The sequence below is a fragment of the Lichenicoccus sp. genome, from assembly GCF_965276875.1.
Taxonomy (GTDB): domain Bacteria; phylum Pseudomonadota; class Alphaproteobacteria; order Acetobacterales; family Acetobacteraceae; genus Lichenicoccus.
Genome location: NZ_OZ255701.1, coordinates 2,933,947 through 2,947,327, shown reverse-complemented (window position 1 = coordinate 2,947,327; position 13,381 = coordinate 2,933,947). Strand labels below are relative to the sequence as shown.

17 protein-coding genes and 1 tRNA gene are annotated in these 13,381 nt (G+C 67.0%); 8 read left to right on the top strand and 10 right to left on the bottom strand.

All coding sequences use genetic code 11. The annotated features are described in order from the left end of the window. Positions 1 to 11: 11 nt before the first annotated feature. The gene (locus tag ACQY4K_RS14325; protein WP_428390868.1) at positions 12 to 899 is read right to left on the bottom strand and encodes an OmpA family protein; all 888 of its coding nucleotides are present in this window, start codon (positions 897 to 899) and stop codon (positions 12 to 14) included. A gap of 114 nt (positions 900 to 1,013) precedes the next feature. On the opposite strand from ACQY4K_RS14325, the gene ACQY4K_RS14320 reads away from it, so the two are divergent. Continuing rightward, positions 1,014 to 1,688, top strand: coding sequence for an ATP-dependent Clp protease proteolytic subunit (locus ACQY4K_RS14320; protein WP_428390867.1), 675 nt, complete (start codon positions 1,014 to 1,016; stop codon positions 1,686 to 1,688). Positions 1,689 to 1,735: 47 nt separating this feature from the next. On the opposite strand, the gene ACQY4K_RS14315 is transcribed toward ACQY4K_RS14320, so the two are convergent. The 5 genes from ACQY4K_RS14315 to rplM all read right to left on the bottom strand — a co-directional run bounded on the left by ACQY4K_RS14315 (position 1,736) and on the right by rplM (position 5,403). Continuing rightward, on the bottom strand, positions 1,736 to 2,110 hold the full coding sequence (locus ACQY4K_RS14315; protein WP_428390866.1) for a hypothetical protein: 375 nt from the start codon (positions 2,108 to 2,110) through the stop codon (positions 1,736 to 1,738). A gap of 48 nt (positions 2,111 to 2,158) precedes the next feature. Continuing rightward, positions 2,159 to 3,325, bottom strand: a complete 1,167-nt coding sequence (locus tag ACQY4K_RS14310; protein WP_428390865.1) for an MFS transporter — start codon at positions 3,323 to 3,325, stop codon at positions 2,159 to 2,161. A 68-nt stretch (positions 3,326 to 3,393) separates the two neighbouring features. Beyond that, entirely contained in the window at positions 3,394 to 4,302 is a 909-nt protein-coding gene (gene argC / locus ACQY4K_RS14305; RefSeq protein WP_428390864.1) for an N-acetyl-gamma-glutamyl-phosphate reductase, read from the bottom strand. Positions 4,303 to 4,393: 91 nt separating this feature from the next. Next, complete coding sequence (rpsI, locus tag ACQY4K_RS14300; RefSeq protein WP_428390863.1) at positions 4,394 to 4,915, bottom strand: 30S ribosomal protein S9; 522 nt, start codon at positions 4,913 to 4,915, stop codon at positions 4,394 to 4,396. 2 nt (positions 4,916 to 4,917) lie between these two features. Continuing rightward, entirely contained in the window at positions 4,918 to 5,403 is a 486-nt protein-coding gene (rplM, locus tag ACQY4K_RS14295; RefSeq protein ID WP_428390862.1) for a 50S ribosomal protein L13, read from the bottom strand. Between the two features lie 152 nt (positions 5,404 to 5,555). Between rplM and ACQY4K_RS14290 the strand changes: the two genes are divergently transcribed. Genes ACQY4K_RS14290 through ACQY4K_RS14280 form a run of 3 tightly spaced genes read left to right on the top strand, consistent with a single transcriptional unit; the run spans position 5,556 to position 7,614 of the window. Next, on the top strand, positions 5,556 to 6,104 hold the full coding sequence (locus ACQY4K_RS14290) for a hypothetical protein (protein ID WP_428390861.1): 549 nt from the start codon (positions 5,556 to 5,558) through the stop codon (positions 6,102 to 6,104). After that, positions 5,996 to 6,766: a hypothetical protein gene (locus tag ACQY4K_RS14285; RefSeq protein ID WP_428390860.1), complete on the top strand. Its 771-nt coding sequence runs from the start codon at positions 5,996 to 5,998 to the stop codon at positions 6,764 to 6,766. The genes ACQY4K_RS14290 and ACQY4K_RS14285 overlap by 109 nt, the downstream gene beginning before the upstream one ends. Further along, positions 6,766 to 7,614, top strand: coding sequence for an NAD(P)H-binding protein (locus ACQY4K_RS14280; protein WP_428390859.1), 849 nt, complete (start codon positions 6,766 to 6,768; stop codon positions 7,612 to 7,614). The genes ACQY4K_RS14285 and ACQY4K_RS14280 overlap by 1 nt, the downstream gene beginning before the upstream one ends. Here ACQY4K_RS14280 and mobA read toward each other — a convergent pair. The 3 genes from mobA to ACQY4K_RS14265 all read right to left on the bottom strand — a co-directional run bounded on the left by mobA (position 7,574) and on the right by ACQY4K_RS14265 (position 9,461). Beyond that, entirely contained in the window at positions 7,574 to 8,161 is a 588-nt protein-coding gene (mobA, locus tag ACQY4K_RS14275) for a molybdenum cofactor guanylyltransferase MobA (protein WP_428390858.1), read from the bottom strand. The genes ACQY4K_RS14280 and mobA overlap by 41 nt on opposite strands. 7 nt (positions 8,162 to 8,168) lie before the next feature. After that, positions 8,169 to 8,244 (bottom strand) — tRNA-His (locus tag ACQY4K_RS14270). Between the two features lie 38 nt (positions 8,245 to 8,282). Continuing rightward, entirely contained in the window at positions 8,283 to 9,461 is a 1,179-nt protein-coding gene (locus ACQY4K_RS14265) for an aminotransferase (RefSeq protein WP_428390857.1), read from the bottom strand. 111 nt (positions 9,462 to 9,572) lie between these two features. Between ACQY4K_RS14265 and ACQY4K_RS14260 the strand changes: the two genes are divergently transcribed. From ACQY4K_RS14260 to ACQY4K_RS14245, 4 genes are all read left to right on the top strand, one after another. Then, the gene (locus ACQY4K_RS14260) at positions 9,573 to 9,911 is read left to right on the top strand and encodes a P-II family nitrogen regulator (RefSeq protein WP_428390856.1); all 339 of its coding nucleotides are present in this window, start codon (positions 9,573 to 9,575) and stop codon (positions 9,909 to 9,911) included. A 92-nt stretch (positions 9,912 to 10,003) separates the two neighbouring features. Then, the gene (gene glnA, locus ACQY4K_RS14255; RefSeq protein WP_428390855.1) at positions 10,004 to 11,467 is read left to right on the top strand and encodes a type I glutamate--ammonia ligase; all 1,464 of its coding nucleotides are present in this window, start codon (positions 10,004 to 10,006) and stop codon (positions 11,465 to 11,467) included. A 1-nt stretch (position 11,468) separates the two neighbouring features. Then, positions 11,469 to 11,891, top strand: coding sequence for a DUF4864 domain-containing protein (locus ACQY4K_RS14250; protein ID WP_428390854.1), 423 nt, complete (start codon positions 11,469 to 11,471; stop codon positions 11,889 to 11,891). Positions 11,892 to 11,898: 7 nt separating this feature from the next. Further along, a complete protein-coding gene (locus ACQY4K_RS14245) occupies positions 11,899 to 12,414 on the top strand; it encodes a cupin domain-containing protein (RefSeq protein ID WP_428390853.1) in 516 nt (171 codons plus the stop codon). Here the strand turns inward: ACQY4K_RS14245 and ACQY4K_RS14240 are convergent. Then, a complete protein-coding gene (locus tag ACQY4K_RS14240) occupies positions 12,411 to 13,304 on the bottom strand; it encodes an AraC family transcriptional regulator (protein ID WP_428390852.1) in 894 nt (297 codons plus the stop codon). The two genes, ACQY4K_RS14245 and ACQY4K_RS14240, sit on opposite strands and share 4 nt — an antisense overlap. Between the last annotated feature and the right edge of the window lie 77 nt (positions 13,305 to 13,381).

Sequence of the window (13,381 nt, the reverse complement as noted above, 5' to 3'; positions counted from 1 at the left end):
GGCTGGTCGGGTCATGGTACCAGACTGACGCTGGCGCCGCGACCAAATGCTTGCGCTTGCAGAAGGATCGACGAGGCCGGCACGCCTTCGTCCTGCAACGCGCGGGCGACGCTGCCGGCGCGCAGGCTGGCCAGCGTCAGCGCCTGCGCCTGCGCATCGGCACTCGCGGCGTCGGCGTCGCCGTAGCCATGCACCAGCAGGTTCCCGGCGCCGCGCTGAACCGCAAGGGCGTGCAGGGCCCCCTGCTGATCGGGCCGAATACTGTCGGTGCCGGGGGCGAACGCGATGCGCGTGCCGGCGGCTGGTATCACCTGATAGTCGGGCAGCGGCGCGCTGGCCGGTATCCCCGCGACCGCGCGAACACCGGGCAGCCTGGGCGGCGGCGGCGGTGCGCCGGGGATTGCGGGCAGCTCCACCGGGGCCGCGTCGCCGGCGGGCTGCACCTGCACCGCCGGCAAGGCGAGCTCGGGCGACGGGTCGGCGGCTGGGCGTGCTTGTTGCGGGCCGGGAGCCGCTTGCGCCGCCGCGAGTGTTGCCGACGCGGCGCCGGGTGCTGGCGGCGATGCGCCAGGCGACGAGCGAGGCGGTGCCGGCGGCAGCGGCGTATTCGCGTCGAGCCGGGTGGTCAGGTTGCGCTGACGTTGCAGCGCATCGGTCACCGACTGGCGTAGCGCCAGGGAGGCGACCTGCGGCGGATGGGCTGGTGTCGTGCCGATCGCAGGATAGGGATCGTTGACTCCTGGCGGCGGCGGCCGCTGTTTGGCAATGGCGCCGCCTTCAACCTGGTGCCACCAACTCACCGGCGTGCCGACCACCCCCTGGTGCGCGCAACCGGCGAGTCCGGGTGCTGTGATCAGAAACAGCGTCCGCACCGCCCACCGCACTCTTGGCTGCTTCACCACAACGCCCATCTCTTCCTCGGTTTCGCGGCACTCCGGTTTAGCCCGGCTTGGAGTGCTGCGACAAACAGGTTAGGACGCTCGCATGCGCCATCTGGATGCAGGGAGATCATCATGAACCGCAAGGACCGCATCCGCATGGATGACGACGAGGACCCGGAGGCCCCCGACGGTCCCGACGTACCTCAGCCCAACGGCCCGGAGCCGAAGGAGCCGGAGGACAACAAGACCCTCTCCTCGCCGATCAACGAGCTTGAGAAGCGCCTGTTCGACCAGCGCAAGGTCCTGATCTTCGGCGCCATCAACGACAAGGTCGCGCGCGACGTCACCGGCCGGCTGCTGGCCCTTGCCGGCGCCTCCGACAAGCCGATCGACGTGTATGTCAACTCGCCCGGCGGCCACGTCGAAAGCGGCGACACCATCCACGACATGATCCGCTTCGTCGACGCCATCGCCCCGGTGCGCGTGATCGGCACCGGCTGGGTGGCCAGCGCCGGCGCATTGATTTACGTGGCGGGCGCCAAGGAGCGCCGGCTGTGCCTGCCCAACACCCGCTTCCTTCTGCACCAGCCGATGGGCGGTGTCCGCGGCCCGGCTGTCGACATCGATATCGAGGCGCGCGAGATCATCAAGATGCGCGAGCGGCTGAACCGGCTGTTCGCGCGCGAGACCGGCCAGACCTACGAGAAGGTCGCCAAGGACACTGACCGCAACTACTGGATGAGTGCGGAGGAGGCGATCGCCTACGGCATGGTCTCGCGCGTGGTCAGCACCCTCAGCGAGCTTTGATCCTTGAACGCTATGTCATAGGTCGGCTTGTAGGCCACGGCTGTTGCTCAGCATGGCGGTAGGCAGTTGAAGCGTCGGCTGAAGTGTTCGAGCGGTAGCTCGAAGCAGCCAACCAGGTAGCTGATCGTCAGGTAAAAACCACAGAGCTGTATGACTTCGATGATCTGTGGGAACTGCGGGACGGACCGCTCAAGGCTAGCGCGCTCCGCAGCCGCTGCGATGATGCCTCCCCAAGCAGCCTTAATGCCCGCTTGATGGACCTTCGACAGGCGGGTCTTGTGAAACAGGAACAGGGGCTGGGATATTGCCTGACTGATCAAGGCATCGAATTCATCACGGTCTTTCTGCCGCTGCACGTCTTCGCCGAGCGTTGGGCGATGCGTACCGAGAATGAGCCGCCCTGACGAGGCGACCAGGATCACGGCCCTTCTTTGCGTGCCGCCGCCCGGCTATCTCCACGGTCATACCGTTCAGCCTTCCCGGATGAGCCCAGGTAACGCCCCTGCCAAAGCGATGAGTGCGGCGGCGGCGTAGGCGACGCAAAGCGGCGGGGCGATGCTGTGCCCGGCCTGCAACGCCTGCGGCAGCCCCGCTTCATTGACGATCAGGCCCGCGACCGTGGCGCCAATCGCATAGCCCGCCGATTGCACCATCGGCAGCAGCGCCGTCGCCTGCTCGCGATCGGTTTCGGAGGCCGCGTCCATCGCGTTCTGGCTCAGCGGCGCCCAGCTCAGTCCGAAGCCCACGCCGACGGTGATCTGGCTGGCGACGGCGAGGATCAGCCAATGCGCACCGATGGCGATCGTCAGACCGCTCAGGCCCACGACATTGAGCAGCGGCGCAAAGCGCGCAAGGTTCTGACGCCATCGTGCAAAAGGCGCCACCAGCAGTGCCGAGCCGCTCCAGGAGAGCGCCATCAGCGACGCAATGCCGCCGGCGAAGCCGGGACGCAGGTCCCAGAGATGCTGCAACGCGAGCACGAGATAGACAGCCGACACGGCTTGGGCCAGCGGCATCAGCAGCACGGCCCAGTAGATCCGCAGCAGCCGGCGTGAGTGCCGCAGCCTTGGGCCGCCGGATCTGGGTTCGCTCAGCGCCGCCTTGGGGGCGACCCGCGGCACCAGAACCAGGAAACCGGCGATCAGCGGCAGGTTGAGCAGAAACGCCGCTCGCCAGGAGATCAGTTGAGTCGCCCAGCCGGACAGCAGCGGACCGCCGAAGGCGGCGAGCGCCCAGACGATCGCCTCGACGCCGAACACGCGCGAGATCAGTTCGGGCGGGAATAGAGCGGGGATGAGGCTGTAGCAAAGGGCCGCGATGATGCCGTCGCCGGTCCCCTGCATTGCTCGCCCGGCTAGCAGCACCGGCATCGAGCCGGCGAACGCCGCGACCAGCGTGCCGGCGAGGAACACCAGGCCGGCCAGCAGCAGCAAGGCACGGGTCCCGACGCGACGCTTGAGGCTGGCGGCACAGACGCCGCTGGCGATCGAGGGCAGCAGATAGATGCTCACCGCGCCACTCATCAAAGCGACGCCGCCGATGTCGCGCACCGCGTTCGGCAACGCCGTCGAGACCAGGAACTCGTTGAACGCGAACAGCGCAATCCCGAGGGAGACGGTCAGCAGCGGCGCCCTCAAGCGCTGGGTGAGCAGGTCCCTCCATCGCGCTGCCGCGTCGGACGCAGGTGCATCGGAAGCGGGCGCGCTCAGTCGGTCAGGCCCAGCATTAGGCAAATGTTCTGGATTGCCGCACCCGAGGCGCCCTTGCCGAGATTGTCCAGGCGCGCGGTCAGCAACGCGTGCGGGGCGCAATCGGTGCCGTGCACCGCGAGCTCCATCATATCGGTGCCGGCGAGCCCATCCGCGCTCAGGACGCCAGCGCTTTGCGCAACCACGACATGACGCGCATCAGCATACCAATCCCGCAGACAGGCGCGCAGTGCTGCCGCCGAGGCGCCGCTGCCGAGCCGGTCGAGATGCAGCGGGATCGAGACGATCATCCCCTGGCGGAAATGCCCGACCGAGGGGACCAGCAACGGCCTCACCGAAAGTCCGGAATGGGCCATGATCTCGGGCACGTGCTTGTGTTCCAGGTCGAGGGCGTAGAGCTGGAAAGCGGGTCCGCCGGCGGTCTCGTGCGCCTCGATCATGGTATGGCCGCCGCCGGAATAGCCACTGACCGCGTTGATCGAGATCGGCATATCAGCGGCGATCAGCTTGCTCGCGACCAGAGGGCGCAGCAGGGCCACCGCGCCGGTCGCATAGCAGCCCGGATTGGAGACGCGCGGCGCCGTCGCGATGGCCAGGGACTGCTCTGGCGCCAACTCGGCGAACCCGTATACCCATCCCGGGGACGCGCGAAAGGCGGTGCTGGCGTCGAGCAGCTTGGGCGGCTCGTCGAGGCAGGCAACCATGTGCGAAGAGCCGCGCGCGGCATCGTCCGGCAGGCACAGCACAACCAGATCGACCGCGCGCATCAGGTCGAGACGCGCCTGCGGGTCCTTGCGATGGCGCGGATCGATGGAACGCACGGCGACGTCAAGGCCCGCGAGCCGCTCGCGGATGCCGAGTCCAGTGGTTCCGGCCTCGCCGTCGATAAAGATGCTCGCCGCCATCCGCCGTTCTCCATTAGCAACGAAACATAACGCAAAACGGGTGGAACCCGAAGGCCCCACCCGTTTCCCAGTCCAAAAAATTACTTCGATTCTACCGCTTGGAGAACTGGAACGAGCGGCGCGCCTTGGCCCGACCATATTTCTTGCGCTCGACGACCCGGCTGTCGCGGGTCAGGAAGCCTGCCACCTTGAGGATGCCGCGCAGGTTCGGCTCATAATACGTGAGCGCGCGGCTGATGCCGTGACGCATCGCGCCCGCCTGCCCGGACAGACCGCCGCCGGTCACCGTGCAGAACACGTCGAACTGGTTGTAGCGGTCGGCCACCAGGAAGGGCTGGGTGATCAGCATGCGCAGCACGGGACGCGCGAAATACTGCCCGACCTTCTTGCCATTGACGCTGATCTCGCCGCGGCCCGGCTTGATCCAGACGCGGGCGATAGCGTTCTTGCGTCGGCCGGTGGCGTACGAGCGGCCGAGCGCGTCACGCTTCGGCTCGCGCAGCGGGGTCTCGGACGGAGTGACCGCAACACCGGCGCTGGACGCCATGTCACGGAGGTCGGCCAGCGTGCCGGTGCGTGGCTGGTTCTGAGTCTCGCTTTGGGTATCCGACATGATCAGGCCGCGATGCTCTTCTTGGAGTTGACGGAGTTCTTGCGATTCAGGCTGGCGACGTCGAGCGCCTTGGGCTGCTGGCCGTCATGCGGATGCGTAGTGCCGGCATAGACATACAGATGCTTCATCTGCGCGCGCTGCAGCGGCCCGCGGGTAATCATGCGCTCGACCGCCTTGCTGATGACGTGGCCGGGGTTCTTGCCGGTCAGGCGCTGCTCGATGGTGCGCTGCTTGATGCCGCCGGCATAGCCGGTGTGGTAGTGGAACAGCTTCTGGCCGGCCTTGTTGCCGGTCAGGCGGACCTTCTCGGCGTTCACCACCACGACATTGTCGCCGCAATCGACATGCGGGGTGAATTGCGGCTTGTGCTTGCCGCGCAGGCGGCCGGCGATGATGGTGGCGAGGCGACCAAGAACGAGGCCATCGGCATCGATCAGGATCCAGCCCTTCGTCACCTCCGCGGGCTTCAGTGAGAGGGTGGTCTTCATGAGTGTGCAATTCCGTCAGCAGCGAGGGCGGGGTTATGGCCAGATCCGCCATGCAGGTCAAGGTCTTTGGCCTGCGGTATCGAGATACCGCGGGTGTCGTTGGTGACCCGAGACGCCGCGTGATAGAGCGGAAGGGTCTGAGGAGTGTTCGCGTGAAAAGACTTGGCATCGCGACGGTCGCTCTGGTGGCGGTGCTCGCGGTCGGCTGGCTGATCCTCGATCAGATGGCAAAGAGCCGCCTGCAGAGCTCGATTGCGCAGGCCCGCGCCAGCCTCCGGCCGGACGGCAGCTTCACCTATGCCACCGCCCGCGCAGCACCTCTGCGCCTGGGCGCGGATTTCACCAATTTGCAGGTGCGCTGGGGCGCGGTCACGCTGCAGGTGAAGACCATGTCGCTCAGCCACGTGCTGGGCAACCGCGTCGGCAGCGCCGTGCTCGACGACGCGCGGGTCGCGGATGGGGGCTTACCCTGCATGTCGACCGGCTTGAGGAGCACCACCTGTTCTCCGTCAAACCCGTCGGCGCCATTCCCCCGGCACTCACCGACCTGCAAGTCGGCAGCCTGCGCGCGGAGGGGATCGACACCCGTATTTTGGCCGACCCCGGAACCAGCGCCCACGTCGCCAGCCTGTCGTTCCACCAGGTTCCGGACAATAAGGGCGGCTTCGCGCAGGACACGACCGCGCGGCAGGTCAGCCTGAACAGCCACAACAAACAGGCCGCGACCATACGGCAGGTCGAGGAACATAGCCGTGGCAAGGCCGGCGTGATCGACACACGCTTCACGCTGGCCGGCATCGCACTGTCCGAACGGAGCTCGATCCCTACCCTCCTCGCCCGCTATGGCTATGGCGCCGTCACAGGTTCGGCGCATGGTGTTTCGCATTACGACAGCGCGGCCAAGTCCATCGCATTCGGCCCGTTCGTGCTGGTTTTGGACAAGATCGGCGCGGTCACGCTGCAGATCGGTCTCGACCATCTGCGGCCAGCGCCGCCGGGAGCCGACGGCAAGCAGGCGCTGGCCGAACTGGCGCAGGCGCGGCTCACCGAGCTGCGCGTGACCTACGACGACGCCGGCCTCACCGGACACGTCATCGACACCTTGGCCGGGCGCTCCGGCATCACGCCGGCACAGTTCCGCACCAACATGACCGCGAGCCTGCAGGCGCGCACCGAGGGCGAGCCGGCCGGCCCGCAACGCGCGTTCCAGCAGCAGACGCTGCGATTCCTCAACGACCCGCGCCGCTTCGTCATCACCCTCTCACCGCCCTCGCCGATGCCGCTTCTGGTGCTGGCGCTGCTGCGGCAGATGCAGCCCCAGGACGCCGCGCGCGCGTTAGGCTTCGGCGCCACGGCGGACTGATGTCGGCGCCGCCGATCCACGTCATTGGCGGGTCCGGACGGTCAGGCGCCGCACTCTGCCGGGCGTTGGCCTGGCGCGATCAGGACTACGTCCCTGTCGTGCGCAGTGCCGCGCGCTGGCAGGCGACCGGGCTGCCCGGGACGCCACGTCTTGCCGATATCGACGATGCGGCGGCGCTTGCCGCGGCCCTCGCGGATGCGACGCGCATCGTCTGCACCGCGCACGCCCGCCACGCCGCGCGGGTGATCGCCCAGGCGCCGGCAAGCGCCACCCTGATAATGCTCGGCAGCACACGCAAATTCACCCGCTGGCCGGATGCGCATGGCAATGGCGTGCTCGCCGGCGAGGCGGCCTTTCTCGCCTCCGCTCGCCACGGCGTCATGCTGCATCCGACGATGATCTACGGCGCCGAGGGTGAGAACAACGTCCAACGTCTCGCCGCCCTGCTGCGTTGGCTGCCGTTCACACCGCTACCGGATGGCGGCCGTGCCCTGGTGCAGCCGGTCCATCAGTCCGACGTGACGCGCGCCATCCTCGCCAGCCTCGATCGCGCATGGCAGGGCCCGCACAGCCTGGTGGTCGCCGGCCCCGAAGCCCTCACCTATCGCGATTTCGTGGCCGCGGTGGCGCGCGCCTTCGGACGGCACCCGCGCCCGGTGCTGTCGGTGCCTGGGCCGTTGCTGATCGCGCTGGCCAGGCTGACCCGGGCCCTGCCCGGCCGGATCGGACCCGCCGAAATCCGCCGTCTGCTCGAGGACCGCGCCTTCGACATCGCGCCGATGCGCGACGCCCTCGGCATCACGCCGATCAGCCTGCAGGCGGGCCTGGCCACCATGCGCGCGCCGTGAGCAGATCGTCAGGCGTGTTGATGTTGAAAAACGGGTCGATCGCGCCCCCGACCGGGAAGTCGATGGCGCGGCTGGGCAGGGCGCGCGCGAACCTCGCCACCGAGCGACTGCCGCTACCATCCAGGTATGCTTTGAGTGCGTCACCACAACCGACCGGCCAGAGCGCCACCGCGTGATGCGTGCGCCCGCCCGAACGCGCGGTCGCCGCCGGCGGCCAAAGACGCACGGCCAAATCGCTTGGGATGAAAGGGGTGTCGCCGGGCACCGTCAGCAGTGCCGTGCAGCCCTGTGCTGCCGCCCAACGCAGACCCGTAAGAACACCGGCAAGCGGTCCCTGATCGGGCACGTCGTCAGACAGCACCGAGAGGCTGGCGGCGGCAAAACGCCGTGGATCGCCATTGGCGCTGATGGCGACAGGGCCGACCTGTGGCGCCAACCGGTCCGCCAGGATATCGAGCAGCGCTCGATCGCCAAGACGCAGCAGCGGCTTATCGAGGCCGCCCATGCGCAAGCCCTTCCCGCCAGCGAGGATGAGCCCGGCAATCATGATGGTTTGGGGCGAACGACGGGGCTCGAACCCGCGACATCCAAGACCACAACCTGGCGCTCTACCAGCTGAGCTACGTCCGCCACCGCGGCGCCGGGTCTAGGGGATGCGTTCTGGCGCGTCAATCGGCAGCGTGCCTCTCAAGCAGCAGTGCGCGCAGCCGGGCGATCGCCTCGCGCAGCACCGCCTCGCTCTTGCAGAAGGCAAACCGCACGAGATGACGCGGCGGCTCGGGACCGTCATAGAAGGCGCTGACCGGGATCGCGGCCACCCCGGCATGCTCGGTGATATGTTGGCAGAAGGCGAGCGCATCGCCGGCAAAGCCCAGCGGGCGGAAATCGGCGATCACGAAATAGCTGCCCGAACTCTCCAGCACCGCAAATCCGATCGCGCGCAGGCCCTCGCTCAGCAGGCGGCACTTGCGCGCGAGATCGGCCGCGCGCACGTCAAAAAACGCCGCCTCCCGCGCAAGACCGAAAGCCACCGCGCGTTGCAGGTTGGGCGGCGTGGTGAAGGTCAGGTTCTGGTGCGCCTTCATCACCAGGTCGGCCAGCGGCGCCGGTGCGGTAACGTAGCCGACTTTCCAGCCGGTCAGCGCAAAGCTCTTGCCGGCGCTGCCAATGCGCAAACACCGCTCGCGCATGCCGGGACGGGTCATCAGCGGCACGTGCCTGTGCGGCGCGAACACCAGGTGCTCATAGACCTCGTCGCAGATCGCATAAGCGTCGTGCCGGACCAGCAAGGCCGCGATGGCGTCGAGCTCGTCCTCGGTGAACACCTTGCCGGTCGGGTTCATCGGCGTATTCAGCAGGATCGCCTTGGTGCGCGGGCCAAACGCGGCGGCGAGTTCGCCCCGCGGCAGCGCCCAGTCCGGCTCGAGCAGGCGCACCAGGCGCGGAATGCCGCCGAGCATCCGCACCACCGGCAGATAGGTGTCGTAGAGCGGCTCGATCAGCACGACCTCGTCGCCGGGATCGATCAGCGCGATCAGGCAGGCGGTCACCGCCTCGGTCGCCCCGGACGTCACCACCACCTCGCCTTCCGGGTCGATCTCGATCCCGTAAAAGCGACGGTTGCAATCCGCCACGGCGCGGCGCAGTTCCGGCAAGCCGGCCAGCGGCGGATACTGGTTGCGTTGATCCAGCAGGCCGTCGGCCGCTGCTCGCACGATGTCCGCCGGCCCCTCAGTGTCGGGAAAGCCCTGGCCCAGGTTGATCGCCTCGAAACGTGCGGCCAGCGCCGATATCACGGTGAAGATCGTGGTCGGCGTGGCGGTTAACAGGCGGCTGCCGCACTTCATCAAACAACCCGGGTCACGTGGCAGGAATGCCGACTATGGCGTGCGATTGCCGAGCCCGCCACCACCCGCGTATGATGCCGCTCAGGGAGGGCGCGTTGCGTTCGACGTTGCATGAAAAAAATAGAAGCCATCATCAAGCCGTTCAAGCTCGACGAGGTGAAGGAGGCGCTGCACGAGATCGGCCTGCAGGGCATCACCGTCACCGAGGCGAAGGGCTTCGGCCGCCAGAAGGGCCATACCGAGCTCTATCGCGGCGCCGAATACGTGGTCGACTTCCTGCCCAAGGTAAAGATCGAGGTGGTCTGCGAGGATCGCGTCGCCGACCGCGCGATCGAGGCGATCACCGAAGCCGCCCGCACGGGACGGATCGGCGACGGCAAGATCTTCGTCAGCACCCTCGACGAAGTCATCCGCATACGCACCGGCGAACGCGGCGAGGACGCCATTTAGCATCGCATTCGCCCACCGCAACGGCTTGCGAAAGCTGCGGAACGTGGCACGCTGTGTCTCTTCGCAATGGACAACGGACAGGCACGATCCGAATGGCAAAAAAAGCGTCGGCGACACCTCCTCCAGCCCCCCCTCCGGGCCCGAGGCCCGATCACATCAACAAGGTCATGGAGATGCTGGCCGAGCATTCGGTCGAGTATGTCGACCTGCGCTTCACCGACCCACGCGGCAAGTGGCAGCACACCACGCAGCATGTCTCGACGATCGACGAGGACGTGTTCCGCGACGGCATCATGTTCGACGGCTCGTCGATCGCCGGCTGGAAGGCGATCAACGAAAGCGACATGATCCTGATGCCCGACCCGCAGACCGCGGTGATGGACCCGTTCGCCGCCAAGCCGCAACTGATCCTGTTCTGCGACATCTTCGAGCCGTCGACCGGCCAGCTCTATAACCGCGATCCGCGCGGCACCAGCAAGCTCGCCGAGGCCTACCTGAAATCCACCGGCATTGGCGACACCGCCTTCTTCGGACCGGAAGCCGAGTTCTTCATCTTCGACAGCGTCAGGTTCGGCTCCGGTCCGAACTATTCGCAATACAAGGTTGACAGCATCGAGGGACCGGACGCGTCGCTCAAGGACTACCCGGAAGGCAACATGGGCCATCGCCCCACCGTCAAGGGTGGCTATTTCCCGGTGCCCCCGGTCGACAGCGAGAACGACCTGCGCGCCGAGATGCTCTCGACAATGGGCGAGATGGGCCTCGTCATCGAAAAGCACCATCACGAGGTCGCACAGAGCCAGCACGAGCTCGGCACCAAGTTCGGCCCGATGACGAAGATGGCCGACCAGATGCAGATCTATAAATACTGCATCCACAATGTGGCGCATTCCTACGGCAAGACCGCCACCTTCATGCCCAAGCCGATCTATGGCGACAACGGCTCGGGCATGCACGTGCATCAGTCGATCTGGAAGGACGGCAAGCCGGTATTCGGCGGCAACGGCTATGCCGATCTGTCCGACACCGCGCTCTACTACATCGGCGGCATCATCAAGCACGCGAAAGCGCTCAACGCCTTCACCAACCCGTCGACGAATTCCTACAAGCGGCTGATCCCGGGCTTCGAGGCGCCGGTGTTGCTGGCCTATTCGGCACGCAACCGCTCGGCCTCCTGCCGTATCCCCTACGCCACCAGCCCCAGGGCCAAGCGCGTCGAGGTGCGCTTCCCCGATCCCACCGCCAACCCCTACCTCGCCTTCAGCGCCATGCTGATGGCCGGCCTCGACGGCATCAAGAACAAGATCCATCCGGGCGATGCGATGGACAAGGACCTCTACGATCTGCCGCCGGAGGAACTCCGCGACATCCCCACCGTCTGCGGCTCGTTGCGCGAGGCGCTCGTGGCACTCGCCGCCGACCACGCCTTCCTGCTCGAGGGCGGGGTGTTCTCGACCGACCAGATCGAGAGCTATATCGAACTGAAATGGAAGGAAGTGTTCCGTTTCGAACACACGCCGCATCCGGTCGAGTTCGAGATGTATTACTCGGTCTGACATGCGCGTCGGCGCGGTCGCGGCCTTCGCTCTCTGTCTCGCGGGCAACGCGCACGCCCAGCCTGCGGTCAGCGATGCCGACCGCGCCGCGATCCGCGAGGTCGTCACCGCGCAGATCGCGGCGTTCCGGCACGACGACGCCGTTGCCGCCTTCAGCTTCGCCGCCCCCAACATCAAGGCCCGCTTCGGCGACGCCCAGCACTTCCTGGCGATGGTCCGCAGCGTCTACCCGGCGGTGTTCCGGCCGCGCTCTTTCACCTTCGGCTCGCTCACCCGCGAGGCGTCGACCCTGCAACAGAAGGTCGGGCTGATCGGCCCTGACGGCGCCTCGGCCCTCGCCCTCTACAGCATGGAGCACGAAGCCGACGGCACCTGGCGGATCGCCGGATGCGCGCTGATCAAGGCACCCAGCCGGGAGATCTGAGGACGCGATGCGAAGCGAACTTGTAAACATCGTCAATGTCGAGAACGTTGCCGAGATCGTCGTCGAGGACGGCGAGCATTGGAACAGCACCTACAAGCCTTTGACCCCGGCACTGATGCCGAGCGCCGGCCGCCTGGGTGTTAATCTGACGCGGGTGCCACCGGGCCAGAGCGCCTGCCCGTTCCATGCGCACCAGATCGAGGATGAAGTCTTCTTCGTCATGTCCGGCCGCGGGGTGTTCCGTTATGGCGAGGCGTTGCGAGAGGTCAGAGCCGGCGACTGCATCTCCTGTCCGGCCGGCCTCGGAACGGCCCATCAGCTCGCCAACCCGTTCGACGAGGACCTGCTCTATCTGGCCATCGGCATGAACGACCCGAACGAGGTCGCGACCTACCCTGACAGCGGCAAAATCATGGTGCGCAGCCTGGGTCTGGTCGGACGCATGCAGATGGCCGACTATTACGACGGCGAGCCGGTGCCACCGCGCATCTTCACGCTCATCGCCGAACGTGAAGCAGGCTAGCGCGCTTGTCCTCTGGCGTACGTCGTCGGTGAAGCACCGACCTGGCGCGTGAACGCGACGCTGAACGTGCTCGACGAGCTGTAGCCGACACGCTGCGCGACCTCACTTACGCTGACGCCCTCGCCGCGCAACAGATCCTTGGCGATCGCCATGCGCCAGCCGGACAGATACTCCATCGGGGATACGCCGACCTCCCGGCGGAACCGGTCGAAGAAGGTGGAACGCGACAGTGCCGCCTCCCTCGCCAGCGCGCCAACCGTCCAGGGCCGGCTCGGCTCGCCGTGCATCCGGCGCAGGGTCGCCGCGAGCCTCTCGTCGGCAAGCCCACGCAGCAGCCCAGGTGCCGCGCTCGGTCCCGCTGTTGCGCGAAACGCCTCGATCAGCAGCACTTCCAAAAGGCGCGCAACCACCTCGTCGCGGCCGGGCCGCTCGGCGCGGGCTTCCTCGCTCAGCAACTCGACCAGCGTCGTCAGCCGCCGCTCGCCACGCACCACCACCAGCTCGGGCAGCAGTGAGACCAGCAGCGCCGCGTCGTTCGATTTGAACGCGCAATACCCGACCAGCATACGCGTGTCGGGTGCGCCCGGCTCTCCGAGATGGAAGACACCCGGGCGGATCTCAACCGGTTCGATCACGCGCCCATCCGGCGGCGGGATCAAGCTGGCCACCTTGAAATCTTCGGCAGCGGGAATCAGCATGAAATCGCCCTCTCCCAGCCTGACCGGCACACGCCCGGTGATCGACAGCGCGCAGTTCCCCTCGAGCAGCGCTGCATAGAAGGGTCCCATTCCGGGCGGGCGCACGGCCCAGCAGCCGGACGCGGTGACCAGCTTGGACAAGGCGGCGCTGGGCTGGAGCAGGCCGATGACCAGGGCGAGCGGATCGTGCAAAGCCGGACTTTCTCAAACAATCTACGGACCTTCGAACGTAGGAGGTCCGGCCGTCACAGGCTATCCCTCTGCCGTCA

Coding starts and splice junctions, on each gene's coding strand:
- ACQY4K_RS14260 (WP_428390856.1), top strand. CDS start 9,573: ATGAAAAAAATAGAAGCCATCATCAAGCCGTTCAAGCTCGACGAGGTG.
- rplM (WP_428390862.1), bottom strand. CDS start 5,403: ATGAAGACCACCCTCTCACTGAAGCCCGCGGAGGTGACGAAGGGCTGG.
- glnA (WP_428390855.1), top strand. CDS start 10,004: ATGGCAAAAAAAGCGTCGGCGACACCTCCTCCAGCCCCCCCTCCGGGC.
- ACQY4K_RS14280 (WP_428390859.1), top strand. CDS start 6,766: ATGTCGGCGCCGCCGATCCACGTCATTGGCGGGTCCGGACGGTCAGGC.
- ACQY4K_RS14320 (WP_428390867.1), top strand. CDS start 1,014: ATGAACCGCAAGGACCGCATCCGCATGGATGACGACGAGGACCCGGAG.
- ACQY4K_RS14245 (WP_428390853.1), top strand. CDS start 11,899: ATGCGAAGCGAACTTGTAAACATCGTCAATGTCGAGAACGTTGCCGAG.
- rpsI (WP_428390863.1), bottom strand. CDS start 4,915: ATGTCGGATACCCAAAGCGAGACTCAGAACCAGCCACGCACCGGCACG.
- argC (WP_428390864.1), bottom strand. CDS start 4,302: ATGGCGGCGAGCATCTTTATCGACGGCGAGGCCGGAACCACTGGACTC.
- ACQY4K_RS14250 (WP_428390854.1), top strand. CDS start 11,469: ATGCGCGTCGGCGCGGTCGCGGCCTTCGCTCTCTGTCTCGCGGGCAAC.
- mobA (WP_428390858.1), bottom strand. CDS start 8,161: ATGATTGCCGGGCTCATCCTCGCTGGCGGGAAGGGCTTGCGCATGGGC.
- ACQY4K_RS14265 (WP_428390857.1), bottom strand. CDS start 9,461: ATGAAGTGCGGCAGCCGCCTGTTAACCGCCACGCCGACCACGATCTTC.